The 22755-nt window shown below is 47.9% G+C and carries 18 protein-coding genes and 1 pseudogene; 2 read left to right on the top strand and 17 right to left on the bottom strand.

What is annotated here, in order from left to right:
- Window positions 1-2: 2 nt before the first annotated feature.
- Complete coding sequence (locus ACTHPG_RS18160; protein WP_440390879.1) at window positions 3-1664, top strand: recombinase family protein; 1662 nt, start codon at window positions 3-5, stop codon at window positions 1662-1664.
- 9 nt (window positions 1665-1673) lie between these two features.
- Here the strand turns inward: ACTHPG_RS18160 and ACTHPG_RS18155 are convergent, their stop codons facing one another.
- The 6 genes and pseudogenes from ACTHPG_RS18155 to ACTHPG_RS18130 all read right to left on the bottom strand — a co-directional run bounded on the left by ACTHPG_RS18155 (window position 1674) and on the right by ACTHPG_RS18130 (window position 7495).
- Entirely contained in the window at window positions 1674-3779 is a 2106-nt protein-coding gene (locus ACTHPG_RS18155; protein ID WP_440390878.1) for an AAA family ATPase, read from the bottom strand.
- A 143-nt stretch (window positions 3780-3922) separates the two neighbouring features.
- The gene (gene rlmH, locus ACTHPG_RS18150; protein WP_017691463.1) at window positions 3923-4402 is read right to left on the bottom strand and encodes a 23S rRNA (pseudouridine(1915)-N(3))-methyltransferase RlmH; all 480 of its coding nucleotides are present in this window, start codon (window positions 4400-4402) and stop codon (window positions 3923-3925) included.
- A gap of 297 nt (window positions 4403-4699) precedes the next feature.
- Complete coding sequence (locus tag ACTHPG_RS18145) at window positions 4700-4858, bottom strand: hypothetical protein (RefSeq protein ID WP_440390877.1); 159 nt, start codon at window positions 4856-4858, stop codon at window positions 4700-4702.
- Between the two features lie 39 nt (window positions 4859-4897).
- A complete protein-coding gene (locus tag ACTHPG_RS18140; RefSeq protein WP_017691462.1) occupies window positions 4898-5065 on the bottom strand; it encodes a CxxH/CxxC protein in 168 nt (55 codons plus the stop codon).
- Window positions 5066-5395: 330 nt separating this feature from the next.
- Complete coding sequence (locus ACTHPG_RS18135; RefSeq protein ID WP_440390876.1) at window positions 5396-5920, bottom strand: hypothetical protein; 525 nt, start codon at window positions 5918-5920, stop codon at window positions 5396-5398.
- Between the two features lie 298 nt (window positions 5921-6218).
- Window positions 6219-7495 (bottom strand): annotated as a pseudogene (locus ACTHPG_RS18130) (S1C family serine protease).
- Between the two features lie 767 nt (window positions 7496-8262).
- Here ACTHPG_RS18130 and ACTHPG_RS18125 point away from each other — a divergent pair.
- Entirely contained in the window at window positions 8263-8475 is a 213-nt protein-coding gene (locus ACTHPG_RS18125) for a hypothetical protein (protein WP_036611899.1), read from the top strand.
- On the opposite strand, the gene ACTHPG_RS18120 is transcribed toward ACTHPG_RS18125, so the two are convergent.
- The 11 genes from ACTHPG_RS18120 to ACTHPG_RS18070 all read right to left on the bottom strand — a co-directional run bounded on the left by ACTHPG_RS18120 (window position 8444) and on the right by ACTHPG_RS18070 (window position 22744).
- A complete protein-coding gene (locus tag ACTHPG_RS18120; protein ID WP_105600617.1) occupies window positions 8444-9250 on the bottom strand; it encodes an MBL fold metallo-hydrolase in 807 nt (268 codons plus the stop codon). The two genes, ACTHPG_RS18125 and ACTHPG_RS18120, sit on opposite strands and share 32 nt — an antisense overlap.
- A gap of 6 nt (window positions 9251-9256) precedes the next feature.
- The gene (gene yycI / locus ACTHPG_RS18115) at window positions 9257-10000 is read right to left on the bottom strand and encodes a two-component system regulatory protein YycI (protein WP_440391401.1); all 744 of its coding nucleotides are present in this window, start codon (window positions 9998-10000) and stop codon (window positions 9257-9259) included.
- Window positions 10001-10184: 184 nt separating this feature from the next.
- Window positions 10185-11465 carry a YycH family regulatory protein gene (locus ACTHPG_RS18110; protein ID WP_440390875.1) on the bottom strand — a complete coding sequence of 427 codons (1281 nt, stop codon included), beginning with the start codon at window positions 11463-11465 and terminating at the stop codon, window positions 10185-10187.
- Window positions 11449-13299: a cell wall metabolism sensor histidine kinase WalK gene (walK, locus tag ACTHPG_RS18105; RefSeq protein ID WP_440390874.1), complete on the bottom strand. Its 1851-nt coding sequence runs from the start codon at window positions 13297-13299 to the stop codon at window positions 11449-11451. The genes ACTHPG_RS18110 and walK overlap by 17 nt, the downstream gene beginning before the upstream one ends.
- Window positions 13299-14021 carry a response regulator YycF gene (gene yycF / locus ACTHPG_RS18100; RefSeq protein WP_074092884.1) on the bottom strand — a complete coding sequence of 241 codons (723 nt, stop codon included), beginning with the start codon at window positions 14019-14021 and terminating at the stop codon, window positions 13299-13301. The genes walK and yycF overlap by 1 nt, the downstream gene beginning before the upstream one ends.
- A gap of 245 nt (window positions 14022-14266) precedes the next feature.
- Window positions 14267-15799, bottom strand: coding sequence for a peptidoglycan DD-metalloendopeptidase family protein (locus ACTHPG_RS18095; RefSeq protein WP_440390873.1), 1533 nt, complete (start codon window positions 15797-15799; stop codon window positions 14267-14269).
- A gap of 481 nt (window positions 15800-16280) precedes the next feature.
- On the bottom strand, window positions 16281-16997 hold the full coding sequence (locus ACTHPG_RS18090; RefSeq protein ID WP_440390872.1) for a hypothetical protein: 717 nt from the start codon (window positions 16995-16997) through the stop codon (window positions 16281-16283).
- A gap of 221 nt (window positions 16998-17218) precedes the next feature.
- Window positions 17219-18505 (bottom strand): adenylosuccinate synthase, encoded by a 1287-nt coding sequence (locus ACTHPG_RS18085; RefSeq protein WP_440390871.1) that lies wholly within the window; start codon window positions 18503-18505, stop codon window positions 17219-17221.
- A gap of 444 nt (window positions 18506-18949) precedes the next feature.
- Window positions 18950-20311, bottom strand: a complete 1362-nt coding sequence (gene dnaB, locus ACTHPG_RS18080; protein ID WP_253442260.1) for a replicative DNA helicase — start codon at window positions 20309-20311, stop codon at window positions 18950-18952.
- A gap of 1 nt (window position 20312) precedes the next feature.
- On the bottom strand, window positions 20313-20756 hold the full coding sequence (rplI, locus tag ACTHPG_RS18075) for a 50S ribosomal protein L9 (protein ID WP_036611925.1): 444 nt from the start codon (window positions 20754-20756) through the stop codon (window positions 20313-20315).
- Window positions 20753-22744, bottom strand: coding sequence for a DHH family phosphoesterase (locus tag ACTHPG_RS18070; RefSeq protein WP_440390870.1), 1992 nt, complete (start codon window positions 22742-22744; stop codon window positions 20753-20755). The genes rplI and ACTHPG_RS18070 overlap by 4 nt, the downstream gene beginning before the upstream one ends.
- Window positions 22745-22755: the final 11 nt, after the last annotated feature.

Here is a 22755-nt window from a genome sequence, read left to right as displayed (position 1 = left end):
AAATGAATCAAAGACTACCGAAGAAAGTTGCTATTTACGCGCGTGTCAGTACAGAAGAACAAGCCGAACACGGCTATTCCATTGATGCCCAGCTTGATACCCTGAGGAAATACTGTGAGCTGTATGGCGGAGATATTGTCGATGAGTACGTAGATCGCGGGGTCAGTGGAAAAAGCATCAAAGGACGCTACGAGATTCAACGGCTTTTGAAAGATGCAGAAGAAAGTAAGTTCAATGAAGTCATTGTATGGAAGTTCAATCGGATGGCTCGAAAGAGTATCGACCTACTCCATATTGTAGATTTGCTGGAGAAAAATAATATTTCATTCCGATCTTTCACCGAAAACTTTGAAACCAGTACCCCCATGGGACGATTTGCCCTCCAAATGATGGGGGCAGTAGGTGAACTGGAGCGAAATACCATCGTAGACAATGTGAAGATGGGGCATAAGCAACGAGCCAAGATGGGGCACCATAACGGTAAAGTTCCATTAGGATACAAAGTAATTGCAGGCACCGGCAGTTCACGGGAAAGTAAATCCATAGTCGTAATAGCTGAAGAGGAAGCAGTCATTGTACGTCACATTTTTGAACAATATGCCTCTGGACATGGATTAAAGACCATTGCCAATGAATTGAACCACAGAGGGCATAAAACCCAAACTGGCAAGCCTTTCTCCACTACAGCGATCCGAGACCTGTTAGATAATCCGATGTTTGTAGGTAAAATCCGCTACAATCGTTATGAAAATTGGGCAGAACGAAGACGTAAGGGCAAAAATAAAGAGCCTATTCTAGTAGAAGGCCATCATCCCCCGATTATTAGTCAAGAATTATGGGACAAGGTTCAGCTACTCCGGGAAAAGAAGGCCACGTTGCCCAAAAAGCGGTTTGAAGGAGAGTATCTGCTAACTGGACTGATTCGTTGTCCTGAGTGCGGTGCCACCATGACCGCGAGTCGCACGATCAATCGGTCGAAGGATGGCGAGAAGATCACTCGGATGTACTATTCCTGTGGTCGATTCAGAAGCCAGGGAAGCGCCGTGTGCCACGCCAACAGCGTTCGTAAGGTAGAAGCAGAACAAGCGGTAACTGAACGCATCAGACAAGCCGTGGTGAATCCAGAGATTCTGCAAAGAGTTGTTCACAATGTCAATGAAATACGATCCGGACGGATCAAACCGCTACGTGATGAGTTATCAGCAGTACAGACACGTATCACCAGTTTGGAGGAAAAGAAACGAAAGTACCTCGACTTGTATGAGATAGACGATATTGATCGCGATATGTTTTCTGAGCGCCTGATTGTATTAAACAAAGATCTGGATATTGAGCTAACCCGCAAGTCAAAGCTGGAACTAGAACTTCGAGACGATCAGGCTGATCCCGTATCCTACGAACTAGTGCGTACCCTTGTGACAAACTTCGATGCACTGCTACGTAATTCTCCGTTTCAACAACGTAAAACTCTTGTTCACCTCGTCGTAAAGAAGATCATACTAGACGACAAAAAGCGTGTAAGTAATATTGATCTCTCCTTCAATGATGAGACTCAGAAACATTTTTTAAGTGTAACCCCTTCCGCTAATAATATGGCAGAAGGGGTTTTCCCTACAAAAGGAAAACACCCTAACCTTAAAAACTCCCTACTGATTTCACTATAAGTAAAAGAACTATGGTTCCAATACTTCTTTAAAGATTTTCCCCCACAATTCCATGGTAGAATCATCAATTTGATTAGCAACTCGCTCTTTAAGTAACTGTGTTTTTACCCGTTGAGCTAATTCAACCTTCCATCCTTTTTGTAAGTCAATACTGTTTTTTGATGCATAGTTTTCAATCTGCTGAACAATTGGAATTCCCGATTGAACGATGTCCAAAAAATCTTCATCTAAGTCTGCAGGTCTTGGTAACATTCGAGTTACTATATCCGATATAAGAGCAACAGGAAACAAATCCTCAATCTCTGCACCTTCTATACCAACATAATCGCTCACAACCATAACATTATGAGGACTTGATTCAAATGCTGAGTCCCTTAACTTCCTAGCTCCACTTAGTCCAGGCCCATCCCCATCCAACAATACAAAGGGGAGTGCTTGATCTTTTCCTGAAATAATTGATACAACTGCCCCGATACCTTTAACCCCTCCAGAAGGAATAAAGATAATTTCTCGATTCGGAAGGATCAGACCCTTTCCGATAAGGAAATTTTTAATCGCGCTCAAATAATATTGATCGGAAGCTCCTTCAACTATTACACTAATACACCCTTGTAGTAGCGTGTCTGATACCGATAACCCAAGCGCAGCATGAACTGGATAAATAGATTGGGTTTGTTTAACTTGGCCTTCAGATGCTCTCAGATTTGCAGATACAGCAGTAGAACCAGTAGTATCTACGTAAACCGCTTTGACTCTATCCAGATGGTTTGGATCAACCATAAATGGTGAATGGGTGGTATAAAGAATCTGATTTGTTTTTGAAAGATTCTCAAAGAATGCTGACAGATCTCTTTGCGCAATTGGATGCAATGAGTTACCTGGTTCATCTAAAAGCAATATTGCTCCTTTATGCGAAGACTGACTCTCTACCAAAAAAACAAGATAGAAACTCAAAAACCACTGAAGACCTGTACTTCTACCTTCTAACTCAATATCTTCTGGTCTCTTATCGTCTGAAACCCAAATACGAAAATGATTGCCGTCAGCCTGAAACCTAAAGCGATAATCACCTTGCTTCCACCATTCTCGGAATCTCGATGTCAACTCCGTTGAGGCTGATTGAAGTAAGACATCTCGTTCTTTCTTCTTCTCGGCCACAGCCTCGATTTGCTCTTGAGTTGGAGATGATCCTGGTGCAAGATCTTGACCAAGCTCCAATATTTCTTGAGGCTTCAGTTTCACAAAATTAAACAGAACCTTTAAAGTTCTTGCTTTTGCAGCTTCTTTTACGCCAAGATCGTTTCTATTCATATTCTGTATTACATGTGGTAGATATATTTCTGAATCAAGATTTCCATAATTAGAGTAATAAACAAAAAAAGGTAGGTTCTCTATAATCAAATTATTGACTTCCTCATTATCTTCTGGTTCGGGTACATCCACGGCTTCAATCATTTCCTCAAGTTCGTCTACTAACTGTCCAAACCTTGGTGAAACAGATGATCTCCTAGCAGCTTTCGATAAGTCAATTTCGTTAAGTATATTCTTCAATTGCGTCAGAATAGATAAATCAGTTGTCTGTTCTTCAATTCCCTCAACAACTGACAATGCCGTCTCCAACACATGTAAGATATTTTCCTTAAGGGTTTCGTCAGCTTTAAGTGTAGTTGGGATATCTTTAATGTCTTGAACAGTCTGCGTCATTTTATCACGGACTAACTGAGCCTCGGGTTTCAAAGGTCCGTTTGCTTCTGGGAACTCTACGTTGAACTCACCATCATAATTCTTCGTTACAATAACATGGTTTACTTGGTCTCTAGGTAATTTTGTCATTGTAGAGATAGTATCGCTTAAATTTTCTGAGAGTTGAAATCTTGCCGCAATAAATACTGGCTTCCACTTCTTAGCACGAATAATATGATACTGGTCACGAGGGTAGTCCTGTATTGCATTAATTTCGCCATCTTTTGCAGGATTTAACTTCCACAGCGGCACCAACAGATTTGTTTTTCCGGATTCATTTGTCCCTATGAAAGCTGTGACATCACTGGCATTAATCCAACCGCTATCTTCTACAGAACGAAATTGTGTTACTCTAAAACTTATAAGCTTCAACAGTAACCCCCCTTTTCCAACAGATCTATATATTTTTTTTAAAATATCAGGGATAACACTCTTTACATTTTACACTCATTTATTTAAATCTAGCAATATTCTGTAATCTTTCTTTGTGGAGGATTTTAATCCAAAATTTCGCCCTACTTATGGTACGGTTCACCCCGATTGATCTTCACCGCACGATAAATCTGCTCCACCAACACCAGCCGCATAAGCTGATGCGGCAGGGTCATGCGCCCGAAGCTCAAGCGCTGCTTCGCGCGGCGCAACACCTCATCGGAGAGCCCATGGCTTCCTCCGATGACAAACACGACATGGCTCGTCCCATACGTGCCGAGCTTGTCGATCTCCAATGCCAGCTCCTCGGAACTCCAGAGCTGGCCATCCAATGCGAGCGCGACAACATGCGCCTCGCTCTTCACATGCGCGAGGATACGTTCGCCCTCGCGCTCTTTTACCGCCCGAACCTCAGCTTCGCTCAGGGTATCGGGCGCCTTTTCGTCTGCGACCTCGATCATCTGAAACTTGATGTACGGGGCGAGCCGCTTGGCATATTCCTGAATGCCCAGCGTCAAATATTTTTCCTTCAATTTGCCTACGCCAATAATCTGAATAAACATGAAAAATCATTCCTCCTAAATTGTCTTGCTTGCCCAATCTTTATAATTAAGGTTCATTCCAACGGTATTATACCTATCCTACACATTTCTCCAAATTTTAACGAACCAAACACACCTTATTCAGCCCCATTTCGGCTATTTTAAAATCTAACGAATCTGAAACACGCTATCTCAGTCAAAACAAGCGTTTCCCAACACTTTCAAGGTCATTTCAGCAATATAACGTGTCTACGATTCGTTAGATTTCAACCAGGCGGTATTTGCCACGAATAAGGTGCGTCAGGTTCGTTAGCGGCGCTACTCCACCGTCAGCCCCCACAACCCTCGCCCAACTCCAAGCTGCCTACCAACACCCCCACCAATTCCCGCACAAGCACAAAAAGAGCGCTCGTCACGCTCTCCTTGGCTTCTTGCTGTGATGTTCATACCGGATGGAAAGTCAGCCCGAAGCGCCACCTTAAGTCACGCCTCCAGCCGTCTAAGTCCTACAGTACGCTAAACGACGAGGAATTCCGCGTGCTGTTCGCACTCGGCGCACTTCGCAGGCGGGTCCCAATCGGCAAATTCCGTCTCCTTCAGATCAACGATATCTGGAGCGTCCTCATACTCATCGACAAACATGTCGATGGCAATGTCCACGTGTTCTTTGCATACAACGTACATCCGTTAAGCATCCTTTCTGTAACCAGCTATGTTCCCGATTCACAACCGCGTATCCCATTACAGGATAGCCACTTCTCTGTTCTATCACACCTGCCACCGAAAAGAAACCCCCAGCCCTAATTTATCGTGCCCAACCTCCTGCAAACCTCTCCATTCGCCGTAAAAGAACACAAAAAGCATTCTTCTCGATACCTCCAAGGTACCTCGAAAAGAATGCTCTTGTCACTCAACATAGCGAATGAATCCTGCGCCTAAATTGAGAAAACAGAGTTACGTATTTCCCTATTCTGTTCCATTCCATTCTAGGAATAGCCTCTATCCCTGCTTGTCTTACTTCAATCCCGATTGCGCCTTCGTCAACAGCTTGCCACTTTGAAAAGCAATAACCGCATTGGCACCATTGCCAGCAGTACCTTTATAGTTGTAGACCACCATATTCTCCGCTTCACTCAGTGCTTCACCTTCACCACCAAGGATCTCGATAACCTCTTCCACAGACATGCCAACCTCAAGCTTCTCATACTGGGCAAACGTAATCAGCACCCCATCGCCTTTCCCGGCCGATCCGTTGTTTCCCGATGTTACAGGCGTTTGACCACCAGCCTGACCTACCGCAAGCACATTTGTACTTAGCTCATTCAACTTGGTCTCAAGTGCTGCGATCTTTTGCTCCTGCTCAACGCTCTTGGCTCCCTGCTCCAACAGTTTCTTCTCAAGCCCGGCAATCTTCTCTTGCAGAGCGCTTGTATCCACCGGAGATCCTGTCGTGGCTACCTCAGATCCACAGGCAGATAACATCAACAGGGACAGCATCAAGCTTGTTCCCCCAAGCATCTTTTTCCTCAATCGTTTCATTAGAAAAACCCCTTCCATTTTGAAATAAAGTGAGATCGACAAAGAGATGTTATTTGCATCAGCGACCGTTCGAACATATAGACAACAGTTTACCACAGCCCAAGTCTGATGTATCTGCTACTTTGGCTCCGGGTCTAACTGATCATGGGAACACATAAATGGTTGATCTACTCATTTGCTGTCGAATGCATACGTCCAATCCATAACAACTAAAAAAGAGTGGTCAGTTGATCTGATCACTCTTCTAGCTTTCCCTATTTCATTCCGCGCAACAGTATAAGCTCCGCCTGAAATTCCCTTACTCCGGTTTATCCGTCAGCTTCACCGATACTTTCTCCGCTTTGCCATCCCGGTAGAAGGTCACTTCAATCGTATCCCCTATCTTCTTCTGATCGTACAGATATTTCCGCAGATCCAGCGTGGAGGTAATTTTTTGCCCGTCAAATTCCGTAATGACATCATTCAGCTTCATGCCCGCATCAGATGCCGGACCGGATGCCTCCAGCACAACCACACCGCTGTCCACATGAGATGGCAGCTTCAGATCCTTGCGTTGCTCGTCATCCAGGGGTGCATATGGGTTGCTCAGATCCACCGTGTATACGCCCAGGTATGGACGAGATACTTTGCCGTTCACCAGCAGAGAATCTACGGTTTTCATCACTTCGTTCATCGGAATGGCGAAGCCGAGACCTTCAACACCCGTATCCGAGATCTTCATCGTGTTGATGCCGACCACTTTGCCGTTTAGATCAACCAAAGCACCGCCGCTGTTGCCTTCGTTAATCGCCGCATCCGTCTGATCACGTTTTGCTCCCAGTCGTACACGCCGTCCTGATTAATCGACACAGGCAGAATACGATCGGTGTAACTGACAATACCGGATGTCAGCGTACCGCCCAGACCGAGCGGGTTTCCGATTGCCAGCACCGTTTGACCGCGCTGAAGTTTGCTGGAATCACCAATCTCCGCCGCTGCACCCAGCCCTTTATCTTCTGCGGATAATACCGCTATGTCACTCACACGGTCCTTACCGACCAGCTTCGCCTTATGTGTCTCCCCGTCTACAGTCACAATCTCCAGATCACTCGCGCCCTCCACGACGTGGTGGTTGGTCATGATGTAGGCCTTGCCATCTTCCTTCTTGAAAATGACCCCTGAGCCAAGTGCCGAGTCTTCCATCGACAGACTGCTACCTGTTTTATGGTTCACAATGCTCACCACAGAAGGTCGAACGTGGGCTGCTGCCTGGATAATTCGATCGTATGGATCCGCTGTCTGCGCTGCCTGTGCACCGCCGCCGCTACCATTACCTGTAGCATTCGCCAGTGGTAACGAAGCGGGCTGTGTGATGAAGCTAAACAGCATGACGGTCACGATGGAGCTGATCACCGAGCTAATTACAGCTACCTTCACTGTGGAACTGATTCCCGTACGCGATCTGCGCGGATTGCTCCAGCGGTCACGTCCACGTCCCCTGCCTCCAGGGCGGATAATCAGAAGTTTGCCTTTCTGTTCAGGTTCGGCGCGTCTTGATACTTTGGTTGAATAAAAATCGTCTCCAAACAATCCCATCGTGATCCTCTCCCCTTCGTTGTCACGCATCAAGACCCTGACTGCCGCCTAAGTTGTCGCATGGATTAACGATGGTGTTCTCACATACACCACTCCGCCAACAGATGAACCTTCCGATCGCTGTTACTCACAAATTTTTTTGATTCCTTTTTTCTCGGTAAAATTTGTTCATAGCGTATGCTTCCGAAGTAGCTTTCTTTCAGAAAGCTTTCAGGCGAACACTACGCTTCTCCAGCCTCGTTCTGTGTCTTCCGTTAGGTGTGTAACGTAAAAAACCTCTCGTTTTCCCATGCCTTTTTGCATTTTATAAAATGGTCTTGCATATCGCCGCATCCCGGCTTCCAATCGAATAGAGATACAGCGTCTATGTACAACAGAACGGACACGCCATTCTGTCAGTGACTCTATCAATCATGCTCTCGCATTCTATGACATGCCATTTCACACGCAAAACAGCCAAAATCACAATACTCCTCATATACTAAACACGCCAAATCCCAAAAAGTTGCATATTTACGAAAATTAACGCACATTTCTGCTATGACGGGCTTAACAATAAAGGTCCATAGTATCTATCACCACAAAATCCGGTTCGCTAAGCGCCGTTTTGGCCATTTTGAAGAACTTTTTCACCCCTGCATGGTCACAGGTTCAGCATACACGCCTTATCAGAGAAATGTTAGCGGCAAAAAGAGGAATGTTTTCCACCCAGCCTGACTACAATAATAGTAAAAGACAATTCGAAGCTTCATAGAGGAGGAAGTAACATGGATCGCACACGTACACTTACAGCCATGGATGAAGTTCATATGGCGGCCAAGCTGGCCGATCTCAAGGAAGAACACTATCGTAATACCCTTGCACTCAGTACCATCATCGAACTGCTTATTGATAAAGGCATTCTGACCCGTGAGGAAGTTGAGCGCAAAGCCGCCGAACTCGACAGCTTTATGGCTCACCCACCCTATCCCATGGCGTAGGACGGTCGTAATACGTATCACAGAGTTTGAACTCATGATCCCGATAGAAGCATCCACGGCTCTCCATCGCGTCGCGCACCGACATTTTCGCCAAGTCCATCATATTATGATCCCGGCTAAGATGTGCCAGATACGTGCGCTTGATGCGTCCGTTCATCAGTTCACTAAGCGCTGCCCCCGCTGCTTCGTTCGACAAATGCCCAATGTCGCTCAAAATCCGGCGCTTGGTGTTCCACGGATAACGCCCCATACGCAGCAATTCGACATCATGATTCGCCTCCAGCACCAGCACGTCAGAATCAGAGATTGCATCGCGAACCTTGTCGCTCATGTACCCCAGATCCGTTGCAACAGACAGCTTCTCACTGCCATCATCGAACGTATACCCTACTGGCTCAGCCGCATCATGCGAGATCCCGAAGGATTCCACGCGCAGTGACCCAAAATCATGCTTTTCACCCGTCTCAAACACCCTCCGGTTTTCTTCTGGAATCGCCCCAACCGACTTCTCCAGTGCCGCCCACGTGTTCAGATTCGCATAGATTGGTAAATTATATTTCCGAGACATCGCGCCTAGTCCTTTAATGTGATCGGAATGTTCATGTGTAACCAGAATCCCGTCCAGTTCTGCCCCAGAAATCTCCCTTTCCTGGAACAGTGCATCCAATCGCTTCGCACTAAGACCCGCGTCTATCATGAGAGAGGTGCCCCCATGTTGTATGACCGTGGCATTGCCTGTCGAACCGCTGGATAACACGGTAAAATATATCCCCATAACGCATTACTCCCCTGGTTTGTCTGTCTTGGGACTGAATACATCCCCACTGATGCCCTGCACGTACAACACTTCGCCACTTTCCAGCACGAACCGCCATGCCGGCATCGCTACCTGTATATCTGAATTGAATAACTGTCCGTAATAGCCCAGCTGAACATCTTTCACAATCGCATCATTTGGCAAAAAGTTCTCGATCAGCGTTCCCAGCGCCTTCGACGCCGGAAGCACCTGCTGATCGCTCTCCTCTGCGGTCGTAATCCGCACCGGAGTCTGACGATAACCCGTTATTTTCTGGTCGCTGTAGAATAGCTCCAGACTCACATTGAAGAGCGGCCATTTGCCATCCACCAGTGGGTGAAGTACAAAAGCCCCATCCTCGGCCATCAGCTGATCCAGCCGGTATGTGCCGATCTGTGGAATCTCTCGCTGTAAAGCATCTTCCAGCTCACTCTGCGAGAAGATCAATTTGCTATCTACAGGCTGTTCCAGCTCCATATCTACACCAGCCTTGTCCTCTTCAATGAATTCATAGGACAACTTCGGCAACTTTGGCGTTTCATTCGGAATCGGAGCCAGCACCTGAATACCCTTCTCTTCCATTGCCTGCTGTGTATTATCTGCCAGTGAGGTGAAGTCCAGATTGGCTCCGGCCGTCTCTCGCGCATCCATCCAGATCTGGTATCCCAGCACCAGATTGAGCAGCAGAAAGGCATAGATCAACACATTTTTTGCCCGTCCCCAATCCAATACATTCACCTCCGTCCACTTGATAAAAGCAGCTAATATCACACTGGCCCACTCCGCGGTCAGAACAACCTTCCGATCGCTGTTATCCCCAGATTTCCTGATTCCCTTTTCCTAAGGGAGAAATCCGGCGATAAAGGCGAACACCTCGCTCGGATAGCGAATGACTCCATTACCCTACAACCCATCAAGAAACGGTGGTTTCCTCCCCGTTTCCAAAGCGAATAACCCATACCGGAATCAGCTTCAGTCCGTCCTCAATCGTAGAAGGACGATAGGCCGGATATACATCCACGACCTGACGATTCTCACCGGCTACCTTCTTAATCAGAGCCTGGAGCTTCTCCCCGCCAGGCAATTTGACCGATCTCTTCGTCTCTGCCCCTTCGTTCAGGTACTCCAGTGAACGTTCATAACTGGATACCGTCTCCTGCTGCATCTCCATGCTGATCGTGCCGAAGCGGAACTGCATGGAATCCATAATCGGATAGCTGCCGTAATACTGCTGGAATTCAAGCCGTGTCTTGCTGTCCGCGGTCCCCAGCATCATGCGTGACCGACCTTTCCAGCCACCATGCTGATTCACAAAATCAACCGCTGACAACGCATCCTTCGCAGGATCAATCTGTCCCGCTGGCGGTGCTGCCGGATCGGTATAACTGATCCAGCGCTGTTCCTGTTTTACCTGCAGACTGCGTTTACTGTCCGTATAGATCTCCGAACCATCTTTTTCCCGGATGTTCCGGGTCATGCTTGGATCGAAGAACAGACTGCGCTGCATCTGCTCAACAGTGAATTGCCCTGTCGGCACATCTGCCTCAATCGTCTCCAGAGCTTCCGCGGGGATATAATATCCGCCATCCATCAAGGTATACGGTGTCCAGTTCGTGCCAAAGTCAACATGCTGCTGCACGTCTTGTACGGTCAGGTCTGCCTGCGTTGCTTCGTATACCACGTCTCCCTTGGCGCTGAAGAACAGCGCATGGGCCTTCGTTTCATTTTTGGCTGTATAGATCGAGATGCGGTTAATCGTCTCCCCTTGGAATAAGGAATCCGTGCCGAGCCTCATCACCCGCTGCAACAATGCTACGGGAATACCTTCTTTGAACGATAACTCAAATCCGGGGTTCTCCTTGCGAATCTGATCCCAGTTCACCGATTGCACGCTGCGGCGCTGAAAATCATCGAACGTCCGCCCCTGTAACCTTGAATAGATCAACTGATAGAACGTATTGCCAGGGTAAAAGACGGTATGTTTATCCTCCCCCAGATGAATAATCATCTGATCGGGAAAGATCAATTCTTCAATATTGCGTTCCTGACCCATATTTTCCGTCTTCACATAGTTCGTCTCTGACGTCACGATGGAATCCCCGCCTCCGGGCAAACGGTAGATCAGAAAATAACTCTGAACCAGACTGGCTACAACAAGGGCAGCAAGCACCATGGATTTAATCCGTTCCTTCACGGTGCTCACCCCCTTCCTCACGCATCGGCAGCGTGAACGTTACTGTCGTGCCCACGTCTACCTCAGATTCAAGAGAGATGCTGCCATCATGTGCCTTCACAATTTCCCGGGCAATGGACAGTCCTAGCCCTGTGCCTCCCATACTGCGGGAACGAGCCTTGTCCACCCGATAAAATCGCTCAAAAATGCGATCCAGATCACGCTGTGGAATCCCCATACCGGTATCCGATACCGAGATGGCAAGTACGTGTTCATCACTGCGTCTAGCCGCAATCGTAATGGTGCCGCCTTCCAACGTATATTTCAGCGCATTGGACACGACATTATCCAGCACCTGATCAATCTGGTCACGATCCAGTGGAACAGCCGGAATATCATTCTCCACAGACAGCACAGGCTGAATATCCTTCTGATGCATCTGGAACGAGAATCGATCGGTCACTTCCTCCAGCATTTCAAGAATGTCGGTTGGCTGTTTCCGCAGCAAAGCCTCTTTGGAATCAAGCCTCGACAGGTGCAGCAGATCCGTAACCAGCCTGATCATTCGCTCCGTCTCGTTCTGAATAACACCAACGAAACGACCGGCAAGCTGCGGGTCTTCCAATGCACCGTCGTCCAGCGCTTCCGCGTAACTCTTGATCGTAGTCAGTGGTGTACGCAGTTCATGGGATACATTGGCCACGAATTCACGCCGGGATGCCTCAAGCTCTTCCTGCTCGGTAACATCCTGAAGTACGGCAATGGTCCCCGTGATCCCCCGTTCACGCCGATGAACCGGCGTGAATGTCATCCGAATGACCACAGGTTCTTCTTGTCCTGCGGGCGCAATCTGCAGCAACGTCGAACCTGTGAACCCACTCGCGAGAGCTTCCGCATCCTCCGGATCAATGCCGAGTAATATGGCAAAGTGTCTTCCTTCAATATCTGCAGGATGCATGCCCAGAATACTGCTGGCACGACGGTTTACGAGAATGACTTTACCGTACTCATCCGTTGCCACCACACCATCACTCATATTGGTCAGAATGGAGGTCAGTTTCTCCTTTTCCTCTTCATTCTGCGAGAGTGCATCGCGAAGTCGGCTGGTCATATAATTAAAAGCCCGACTGAGCTGACCAATCTCATCCGTGCCGAATACAGGTGTCTGTTGATCAAAGTTACCTTCTGCGACCGCTGTCGCTCTCCGAGTGACCTCTTTAATCGGCTGCGTAATCGTATGAGACAGGATCACGCCAAGTACTGCCGTTAACACTAGGGCAATCAGGATACCGGAGATGAAGATTTTATTGATTCCCTCCATCGTGGAATACAGCTCATTCATGGATGCCGCGATGTAGACCGCGCCAACGATCTTGCCGCCAGACAGCACCGGCTTGGCGACGACTTTCTTGCGAACATTATCCTCGTCCACGATATATTCCTCATTGTCCCGAATGCCCTGCAACGCACGGCTGACGACGGTTTGGGTGTTTTTGCGCCCCACATAATCCGAATGAGAACTGAGCGAGGTGGTGAGTACCTTGCCGCTGGCATCCAGCACCTGAATCTCGGCACCGTTAATGTTGAACAGGTTGTTCACCAGCACACGCAGATTTTCCGTTTTGTCCTCGCCTGCCTCTGCTTCGCCACCCGCCATCGTCTCCCCCACGAGAACAGACAGCATCTCCGCACGGGCCTGCAAGTCTTCCGTAAAGTTGCTCGTGAGCGAGTTCTTCATCGCGCTCACAAAATAAACGCCAATCAATTGCATCGCAATCAGAATCAGCAATACATAGATAATAATCAATTTCGCCTGAATCGTTCGAAAGAACGAGAATCGCGCGAATCGGCCCATTATATCCCCACGCTTTTGGCACTGCGCACGAGATAACCGAGCCCGCGGCGTGTCAGAATCGTTTCCGGTTTGCTCGGATTCTCCTCAATCTTCTCACGCAGACGACGGATCGTAACATCCACGGTACGTACATCGCCGAAATATTCATATCCCCATACCGCTTGCAGCAGATGTTCCCGCGTCATAACCTTGCCGGAGTGCTTCGCCATATAATAGAGAAGTTCGTACTCACGGTGGGTCAGATCAAGCGGTTCCCCGCCTTTGTAAGCCGTATACATGTCCATATCAAACGCCAGATCAAATAGCCGCATGACCTGCTTTTCCTCATCTTCCGGCGCTTCTGCCGTAATCGCAAGCTTTTGTCGTCTGCGCATCTGTGCCTTCACCCGTGCAAGCAACTCACGCGTACTGAAAGGCTTCGTCACGTAATCATCTGCACCCAGTTCCAGCCCGAGCACCTTGTCGATCTCGCCATCCTTGGCGGTAAGCATAATGATCGGCATCTCCAGATGAGCGCGCACCTCACGACATACATCCATACCATCCTTGCCTGGGAGCATCAGATCCAGCAGCATCAGATCCGGCTTCTCGGATAATGCCAGTTCAACCGCACGAATGCCATCAAATGCACAGATGACCTCGTACCCCTCTTTTTCCAAATTAAACTTCAAAATGTCCGCGATGGGCTGTTCATCGTCCACCACCAAAATCTTCCCCTGCATCGGCTGAATTCACCCCTATATCCTGCATAATCCGCAATAGCGTCTATCTCTCTTCTATGTTCAGCTTGTACCAAAGCCTCGTTGATTAATTCTTCTAGCTTGTTGTCTATACTCTCTAGTTTAACATACCTGAAGCACCGTCACATCCCGATCGGTGGCTTGTAAGGTCTTTCATTTGAAAATTTTTTACAGCAGTAAAAAAACAAGGCCGGCATCATAGCCAACCTTGCTTTCCTTAAGCTCTATTAGTTCAGATACGTTAACGGATTTTCTACCGTTCCATTCTTGATAATCTCAAAATGCAGATGTGTTCCGGTCGAACGACCCGTGTTGCCCATAACGCCGATACTCTCACCTTTTTCAACCACTTGACCAACCTTAACGCCAATGCTGTTCAAATGTCCATAGAGTGTTTCGTATCCGTTACGGTGGTTAATAATGATGACATTGCCATAACCGCTTTTCTGTCCTGCAAAAGTAATTACACCCTCATCAGACGCTTTCACATCGCGGTTACCTACCAGATCGACACCTTTGTGCTGGCGACCCCAACGTTGTCCAAAGCTGCTGCTCATCGTTGCATTGGATACCGGCCAAGCAAATTCACCTGTTCCCTCACCAACGACCTTTGTTCCGCTAAGGACTACTTCAGTTACAGCTGCTTTAATCACTTCCTGACCAAGCCACTCTTCCTGAATCACTTCACCATTTTCTTTGGTTATACGGTATTGCATGCTTTTCAATCCGCTTTGTCCTGGGCGCACGACTTTTGTGGTACCTGCTTTCAACTCAGCACTTTTGCGCACTTCCACTTGCGGTTTGATCTCAATCTGCTCAACAACCTGCTCAACCGATTTAACGGTTATCGCCGGTTTCGGAACGGTCAGGGTCAGTTCGTCTCCGATTTGAAGCGACGTTTCCTTGATGCCCGGATTATGTTGGCGAATCTCGCTTTGTGTAATTTCATACTTGGCAGCAATCGAAGAGATTGTATCTCCTTCACGAACCATATAAGTTACAGGCGCGTCTTTACCAACGGTTAATGCTTTAACCGCCTCGGACACATCCCATATTTTGTTTGGATCAGCCTTCACCACATCCGTCGCTACATCTTCCTTGATGCCTACCGACTTCAGGGTTGTACTTGGTCCCTCGTCTTTCTTCGAGGAATTAGCCGATACCGACTTCGTCTTCAGCGAACTTCGCACAGTCGATGCCGATATGTATTTGCTTTGCACTTGTTCCAGGATTGCATCAGCTGTTGCCTGATCCTTCACAATACCAATGACTTCACCGTCTACCTTGAGCTCCACACCTTTGGCGTAGGCTGTCAGCATGTCACCCAGTTTGTCCAGTGTCTCGTCACTGTTCACTTCAGGTTTGTACGCTCTTACCGTTTCGGTTGTGATGCCATCCGTGTTCAGCACCATCTCTGCATCCGGATATTTATGTTGATATTCCTCGGTTTTTTCTGTAAATAGTTGTTGTAATTGCGCTTCATCTGCAATGGTACCGATCTCGCTACCTTTAACCATTACTTTATAATACGGCACCGTGTTTGCAGTCACATATTGTTTGCCTGCGAACCCGAGCGATGCTGCGATGAATACACCACAGGCTGCTGTAATGATCCATTTGCGCGAGGCCAGAACGCGCTTCTTATTCACACTGAAGGTGGACATGCTCATGTTGTTTTTGTCTTCGGCCGTCCGGTGTTCCCCGGATTGTTCGTGTACCCGGTCTTTGCCCGGTTGGCGTATGCCTCTGAAACCTTTCATGATTCTCTCCTTTTCAGCACTTCTCAGTTCGCATTTCTGTCAAGACATCACCCATCGTGTCTGTCCCATGCTCGTTGATACATGTATTGGGTGTCCGCAAAATCAGGACTTTAGCTGCGCACATAAAAGTGTCAAAATTTTAACCTTTTATCACACCCGTATACTTTAACACAGGTTTTACACTCATTTCAACTCTACACGTCACACCGCAAAGCCACGCCACGCTTGGTTTCCCTGAATTATCCATAAGGTCTTACGAGTGATCCATCACCCATTATGCCTCAATAACCTCGATATAATGTACGTTTGTTTGCTGTTTAAGACTAGGTTCTAAGACCCAGTAAAATATGCTTTGTTTTTCATAAAAATACAAATAAAACCCCTCACCAGATCCACTCTGATAAGGGGTTACGTAAAAGAAATCATGAGGAACATGGATTATCTCCAACAATTTATAAGCACGCCTGCTTACCTTCCAATCTTATTCTGTTTGCAGTACTTCCATCAGATTGTCGTACTCTTCACTGGTCAGGTACTTCGAGATGACCTGTTCAATCTCACGTAGTTCCTGTTCCGTTAGGCCACCTTCCATGGCGCCTGAGATCTGCTGCATTTCTTTTTGCGGCAATTTATTCATGAGCAGGCTGAAGATCTTTTCTTTCTCCGCTGCCGGCAGCTTGTCCTTCGCTCCTGTAATGTCATCCGGTGATACAACAATGGCATCATTGCCTGAAGAAGCGCCTCCGCTGGCCGCCCCGGTACCGTTTCCTGAAGCTGAGCCACTCTCTGCTGTTCCTGATTCATTACCCATGCCCGTATCCGTCTCAGTGCCTGCACCTGCTCCCTCGCCTGAGCCGTCCCCCTGGGACGCTTCGCCGCCTGTATCTACGCCAGATTCACCGCTCTCTGTCCCATTGCCCATAACTGAAACAGCATCTTCCGGAACCTGCTCTTCGTCTGCTCCTGTCGGCTGATCTGTGGTCCCATTTCCCGGTTTATTCCCCTCGCTGGTTTTAGCACCCAAGGCACCCTGAAACATGGCGGTTAACCCCATGGGTTGACCTTCCCACTGAATATTGAAACTCGCGAGTAGCGACTTTGCATATGACTGTACAATTAATCCGGTCGTAAGCAGTGTCAGTGAACTGACCAGCAATACGGTTAGCACGATTTTGACAAACCACACAAGCAACTTCATCCCGTTCTCTCCCTCCGATTATCCCACCCGTCTAGCATGCGCATGTCGGGATCTGTGACTCTACTGTTAACCAGTATTGACGGAAATCTCGGGATTATATCCGAAAAACATACAAAAAAAACTCCAGTCATCGCTATAAAAGCAACAACTGGAGGCTTTACTGCCTAATCGGCAAAGTATCCTATTTTATAACTCAAGTAACAATCTCTCTATTTTTTCGATTACTCGTAGATTGGGAGAACTTGATTCGTTTGCTCACGGTTACGACCAACGGAGAAGATGGCAATTGGAATGCCTGTCAGTTCGGAAACGCGTTTTACATAATTCTGTGTGTTTACTGGCAGGTCTTCAAGTTTCTTCGCTCCAGTAATATCTTCGCTCCAGCCTGGCATCTCTTCGTATACCGCTTCACATTCAGCCAGCATTTTGAGGCTTGCCGGATAGTGTGTGATGATCTCGCCGCGGAATTTGTATCCTGTGCAGATTTTTACGGTTTCCAGACCTGTCATTACGTCCAGAGAGTTCAGGGACAGACCTGTTATTCCGCTAACCCGACGCGCGTGGCGAACAACAACACTATCGAACCAACCCACACGACGTGGACGTCCAGTTACCGTACCGTACTCATGTCCCGTCTCACGAATTTGGTCGCCGATCGCATCATGCAATTCCGTAGGGAATGGGCCATCGCCTACACGGGTTGTATAGGCTTTGGCTACCCCGATAACTTGCTGGATACGAGCCGGGCCTACGCCAGAACCGATACATACGCCTCCTGCGGAAGGATTGGATGATGTAACAAACGGATAAGTTCCTTGATCAAGGTCCAACATCACACCTTGTGCGCCTTCAAACAATACTTTTTTGTTCTCATCAATATATTCGTTCAGAACAACGGATGTATCACGTACGTAAGGACGCAGAATTTCTGCATATCCGAGGTAATCTCTGAGAATCTCTTCCACATCAACAGGCTGACCGCCGTAGACTTGCTCGATGACACGGTTTTTTTCTTTGACCAAGTGACGCAGTTTCAGTTCGAAATCTTCAGCATCCAGCAGGTCAACCATCCGAATACCAATACGGGCTGATTTGTCCATGTAACAAGGGCCAATTCCTTTGCCAGTCGTACCGATTTTGTTCGGGCCTTTGCTCTCTTCTTCCAATGCATCCAATACCATGTGATATGGCAGGATGATATGTGCACGCTCACTGATGGACAGGTTCTTCGTTGTAAAATCATTGTCATGAATATAATTAATTTCTTCGATGAGTGCCTTCGGGTTGATAACCATTCCGTTACCAATGACACACGCTTTATCCGTGTAGAAAATCCCTGATGGAATCATCGTCAGTTTATATTTTTTGTTATCAATCAAAATTGTATGACCCGCATTGTTACCACCTTGATAACGAGCCACTACATCAGCGCTCTCCGCCAAATAATCCGTGATTTTACCTTTTCCTTCGTCTCCCCATTGCGTTCCCACTACAACTACCGTTGACATAGTTAACATTCCTCCGTGGGTGCCTTGCGCACCTTTGTATTGGTCTGTCCGTCCTCTATCCCGGCAGGCATGTTACGCAATAAACCGACTGAGAAGCGTGCTAACGGACAGTAAAAATGTCCTTCCGTTACATTCAAGGGAAGGTTTGTGCTGCTTTAACGCAGCAATATTAGTGTACCAGTACCCTTTTTCAAAGTCAAATCAAATGGCGAACAATTAGATATAGTGCAACCGTAATGTTCGGGAATTACCCACTATTTCGACACAAAAAACCGGCGACTTCAGCCCAATCTTGCTTGACTGCTATCACCGGTTCAAGGATACCCATTTCAAAGTGGACCTATATCTGGTATTTATATGACATATTTGAGTTCAGTTGTGCTAATGGTTGATCTTCGGGACAGGCGATTTGGCTTCTTGATCGAAGCTGTCAGCACCTGTCCGCTACATCGCGAAGGCGTCATTATGTGCCCTCTCGTAATTGACGAATTTATTAAAGTTTTTCAGGAAGACCAATTCTACCGTACCTACCGGACCGTTACGCTGTTTGGCGATAATGATCTCGATAATATTTTTCTTTTCGGTATCCTGATTATAGTAGTCATCCCGATACAGGAACGCTACGATGTCGGCATCTTGCTCGATCGAACCCGATTCCCGCAAGTCACTCATCATCGGACGTTTATCCTGACGCTGCTCTACACCCCGGCTGAGCTGAGACAAGGCGATCACTGGAACTTCCAGTTCCCGGCCAATCTGCTTCAGTGTACGTGAGATCTCGGATACCTCTTGTTGACGGTTCTCCCCGGCTTTACCGCGTCCACTAATCAATTGAAGGTAGTCAATCAGGATCATACCCAGACCTTTCTCCTTCTTCAGACGACGGCATTTGGCACGAATATCGGCTACCGTGATACCAGGTGTGTCATCGATATAGATATTGGCTTCGTTTAGAGCTGCAATACCCATCGTCAGCTTCTGCCAATCTTCGTCCCCTTTGAATTCCCCTGTACGAAGAACTCCGGCGTCCAGGTTCGCTTCCGCACAGATCATCCGTTGTACGAGCTGTGCAGCCGACATCTCCAGACTGAAGATGGCTACCGTTTCTTGCGCCCGGATACCTACATTCTGAGCGATATTCAAGGCAAAGGCCGTCTTACCTACGGATGGACGTGCCGCTACAATGATCAAGTCACTGCGCTGGAATCCGGCAGTCATCTTGTCCAAATCGATGAAGCCGGAAGGGATTCCGGTTGTCGTTCCCCGGTTCTGATGCAGCGTTTCGACTTTATCGAATACTTCCATCAATACATCCTGAATGGCTATAAAACCACTACTGGAGCGACGATTGGAAATCTCCAGAATGCGACGTTCAGCTTCTCCCAGCATGGCTGCAACATCTTCGCCGCCTGTATATCCTTCGCTTACGATCTGTGTTGCCGTACGAATCAGACGACGCAGCATTGATTTCTCTTCAATAATCTGAGCGTAATAGTCTACGTTCGCGGCTGTAGGTACACCATGGGCCAGCTTAGCCAGATAACTAACGCCGCCGATGTCCTCCAGCTCACCTTTATCCTTCAGAAGCGAAGTCAGTGTTACAAGGTCAATCGGTTGATTTCCCTCACCCAGTTGAATCATCGCTTCGAAAATTAATTGATGGGGCTTATCGTAAAAATCCTCGGTTTGCACCCGTTCCATCGCTGTAATCAGGGCCTCGCCCTGCAACAGGATTGCACCCAGCACGGCCTGTTCGGCTTCCAGGTTCTGCGGGGGAATCCGGTCGAATAACATTTCGCCGCCCATCTTACTCTTCCGTTACCTGTACCTTCAAGGTTGCCTTCACTTCAGGGTGAACCTTGACAGTTACTTGTGTTACGCCGAGTGTACGAATAGGCTCGTCCAGCTCAATTTTGCGTTTGTCTACTTTCAGACCCTTTTTAGACAAAGCTTCTGCGATCTGTTTGCTGGTAATGGCACCGAACAGACGACCACCTTCGCCGGACTTGGCTTTCAGTTCAGTCACTTCTGCTTCCAGCTTCTTCGCGAGTGCTTCCGCTTCGGCTTTCTCTTCCTGTTTGAGTCTTTCTTCAGCCGCCTTCTGGTTGTCGAGTGTCTTCATGTTGCCGTCTGTTGCCAGACGTGCGATTCCCCGTGGCAGCAGGAAGTTCTGTGCGTAGCCCTCAGATACTTCCTTCACTTGCCCTTTCTTGCCTTGACCCTTCATATCTTTTATAAAAATGACTTTCATTCGAACAGCCCCTCTTCCTTTTCGATTTCAGCCAGTACGTTCGTCAGCCGTTTTTCTGCCTCTCCAAGCGTTCCTTCAAGCTGCACGGCAGCATTCGTCAAATGTCCGCCACCGCCCAGTCGTTCCATGACAACCTGAACATTCATGCGCCCCAGCGATCTCGCGCTGATGCCAATCAGTCCATCTGGACGCTCACTAATAACAAATGAAGCGACCACGTCCGTCATGTTCAGCAATGTGTCCGCCACTTGGGCGATCATCATCTGTGAAATCTTGCTACCAGGGTCCGTGACCGCCAGTGCAATGTTCCCGTATACCATTTTAGCATGCTTTATGATTTCTGCCTTAGCAATATATTCTGACAGATCCTCTTTCATCAACCGCTGGACCATAATGGTATCCGCACCACTACGGCGCAGGAAGCCTGCCGCTTCGAAAGTTCTGGACCCGGTGTGCAATGCAAAGTGCTTCGTATCCATTGTAATGCCGGCCAGCAAAGCCGTAGCTTCAAGCGGAGTGAATTGTACCTTGTCATGAATGTATTGTAAGAGCTCCGTTACCAGTTCCGCAGCCGAAGATGCGTAAGGCTCCAGATAGATCAGCACAGCATCATTGATGAACTCCTCACCCCGACGATGGTGATCCACAACGACCACACGGGTTGCAGACTGCACCAGTTTCGGCTCCATTGTCATAGAGGCCTTGTGTGTATCCACTACAACCAACAGCGTGTGCTCTGTCATCATCTGGGTTGCTTGTTCCGGTGAGACAAATGCCTTGGACAACTTCTCGTCCTTGTTCACTTGCTCCATCATCCGTTCAATCGCTGGATTAATTCCATCCAGAACAATGCGTGCTTCTACATTGTACAGACTCGCCGCTTTCCATACCCCGATGGATGCACCGATTGCGTCCATATCCGGGATTTTGTGCCCCATGATGAGCACTCGATCGCTCTCCTGCATGAGGTCACGCAGCGCATGCGCAATAACACGTGCTCTGACCCGTGTCCGTTTCTCCACGGCGTTGGACTTGCCACCATAGAAAGACAGACGTTGCCCCGATTTCACAGCGGCCTGGTCGCCACCGCGCCCAAGTGCCATATCCAGACTGGACTGAGCCAGTTCTCCCATCTCGCTGATGCTATCCGAACCAAACGCCAGTCCTACACTGAGTGTCATTGGCACTTTGAGGTCAGCGGTCATCTCCCGAACTTCATCCAAAATGACAAATCGGCTTTGCTCCAGTTCCTGCAAAGACTTATGATTCAGCATTAACAGATAACGATCCGAGGACAGCCGGCGCAGGTACACTTCATACTGCTTGGCCCATGACGTAATCTCGCTGGTCACACGAGCAATCAGCGCTGTACGCTGCTGGTCATCCATACCTTGGGCAGCCTCGTCCAGATTGTCCAGAACGAGAATACCCAAAGCAAGACGTTCATTTTCATATTTATCACGAAGAATGGCTAGCTCCGTAATCTCGTACACATATACATACCGCTCCTGCGGGTTATGAATAACTCCATAATGCCGATCATCCAACTGGAATTCATCATGGAACTCCCTGGATGAAGGTTCCTTGGCCCCATCCTTCTTCTCTTTAGGCTGAGGAAGTTTGGGAAACAAATTAAGTAGCGGATTACCCACCATTGTCTTCTCTTGGAACATCTCCGCAACGAAGCGATTATGCCACTCTACCGTACGATCTTCGCTGTACAGCACAATTCCGAATGGAAGCATGCTGACCGCTTCCCCCTCCATCCGTTTGATCCGAATGGACAGGCCATTAATGTAGTCGTTAAGCTCACGGCGGAACGCGAGCTCCGCCTTAATCATGACGATTCCCAGCGCCGAAGCCAGTATCAGACTAATCAAACCAAGCGTCCAGTTATAAATGGTAACGAACATAACGAGCAACAGCAGCAGTATGAACGCCCATACGGTATAGTAGCCGTGCCAGCGTTTCTTCAGAAATTTAGGCAAGACTCATCACC

It is taken from the genome of Paenibacillus sp. SAF-068, from assembly GCF_051967555.1.
In the GTDB taxonomy this organism is placed as follows: domain Bacteria; phylum Bacillota; class Bacilli; order Paenibacillales; family Paenibacillaceae; genus Paenibacillus.
Note: the sequence above shows the minus strand (reverse complement) of the source record. Positions and strands in the feature narration are given on the sequence as shown.

Bases quoted from the DNA above. Each gene is read 5' to 3' on its own strand.
- ACTHPG_RS18140 (WP_017691462.1), bottom strand. From the start codon at position 5,065: ATGTACGTTGTATGCAAAGAACACGTGGACATTGCCATCGACATGTTT.
- dnaB (WP_253442260.1), bottom strand. From the start codon at position 20,311: ATGGGCGGCGAAATGTTATTCGACCGGATTCCCCCGCAGAACCTGGAA.
- ACTHPG_RS18160 (WP_440390879.1), top strand. From the start codon at position 3: ATGAATCAAAGACTACCGAAGAAAGTTGCTATTTACGCGCGTGTCAGT.
- walK (WP_440390874.1), bottom strand. From the start codon at position 13,299: ATGGGCCGATTCGCGCGATTCTCGTTCTTTCGAACGATTCAGGCGAAA.
- yycF (WP_074092884.1), bottom strand. From the start codon at position 14,021: ATGCAGGGGAAGATTTTGGTGGTGGACGATGAACAGCCCATCGCGGAC.
- ACTHPG_RS18095 (WP_440390873.1), bottom strand. From the start codon at position 15,799: ATGAAAGGTTTCAGAGGCATACGCCAACCGGGCAAAGACCGGGTACAC.
- ACTHPG_RS18120 (WP_105600617.1), bottom strand. From the start codon at position 9,250: ATGGGGATATATTTTACCGTGTTATCCAGCGGTTCGACAGGCAATGCC.
- ACTHPG_RS18135 (WP_440390876.1), bottom strand. From the start codon at position 5,920: ATGAAACGATTGAGGAAAAAGATGCTTGGGGGAACAAGCTTGATGCTG.
- rplI (WP_036611925.1), bottom strand. From the start codon at position 20,756: ATGAAAGTCATTTTTATAAAAGATATGAAGGGTCAAGGCAAGAAAGGG.
- ACTHPG_RS18090 (WP_440390872.1), bottom strand. From the start codon at position 16,997: ATGAAGTTGCTTGTGTGGTTTGTCAAAATCGTGCTAACCGTATTGCTG.
- rlmH (WP_017691463.1), bottom strand. From the start codon at position 4,402: ATGTTTATTCAGATTATTGGCGTAGGCAAATTGAAGGAAAAATATTTG.
- ACTHPG_RS18085 (WP_440390871.1), bottom strand. From the start codon at position 18,505: ATGTCAACGGTAGTTGTAGTGGGAACGCAATGGGGAGACGAAGGAAAA.
- ACTHPG_RS18125 (WP_036611899.1), top strand. From the start codon at position 8,263: ATGGATCGCACACGTACACTTACAGCCATGGATGAAGTTCATATGGCG.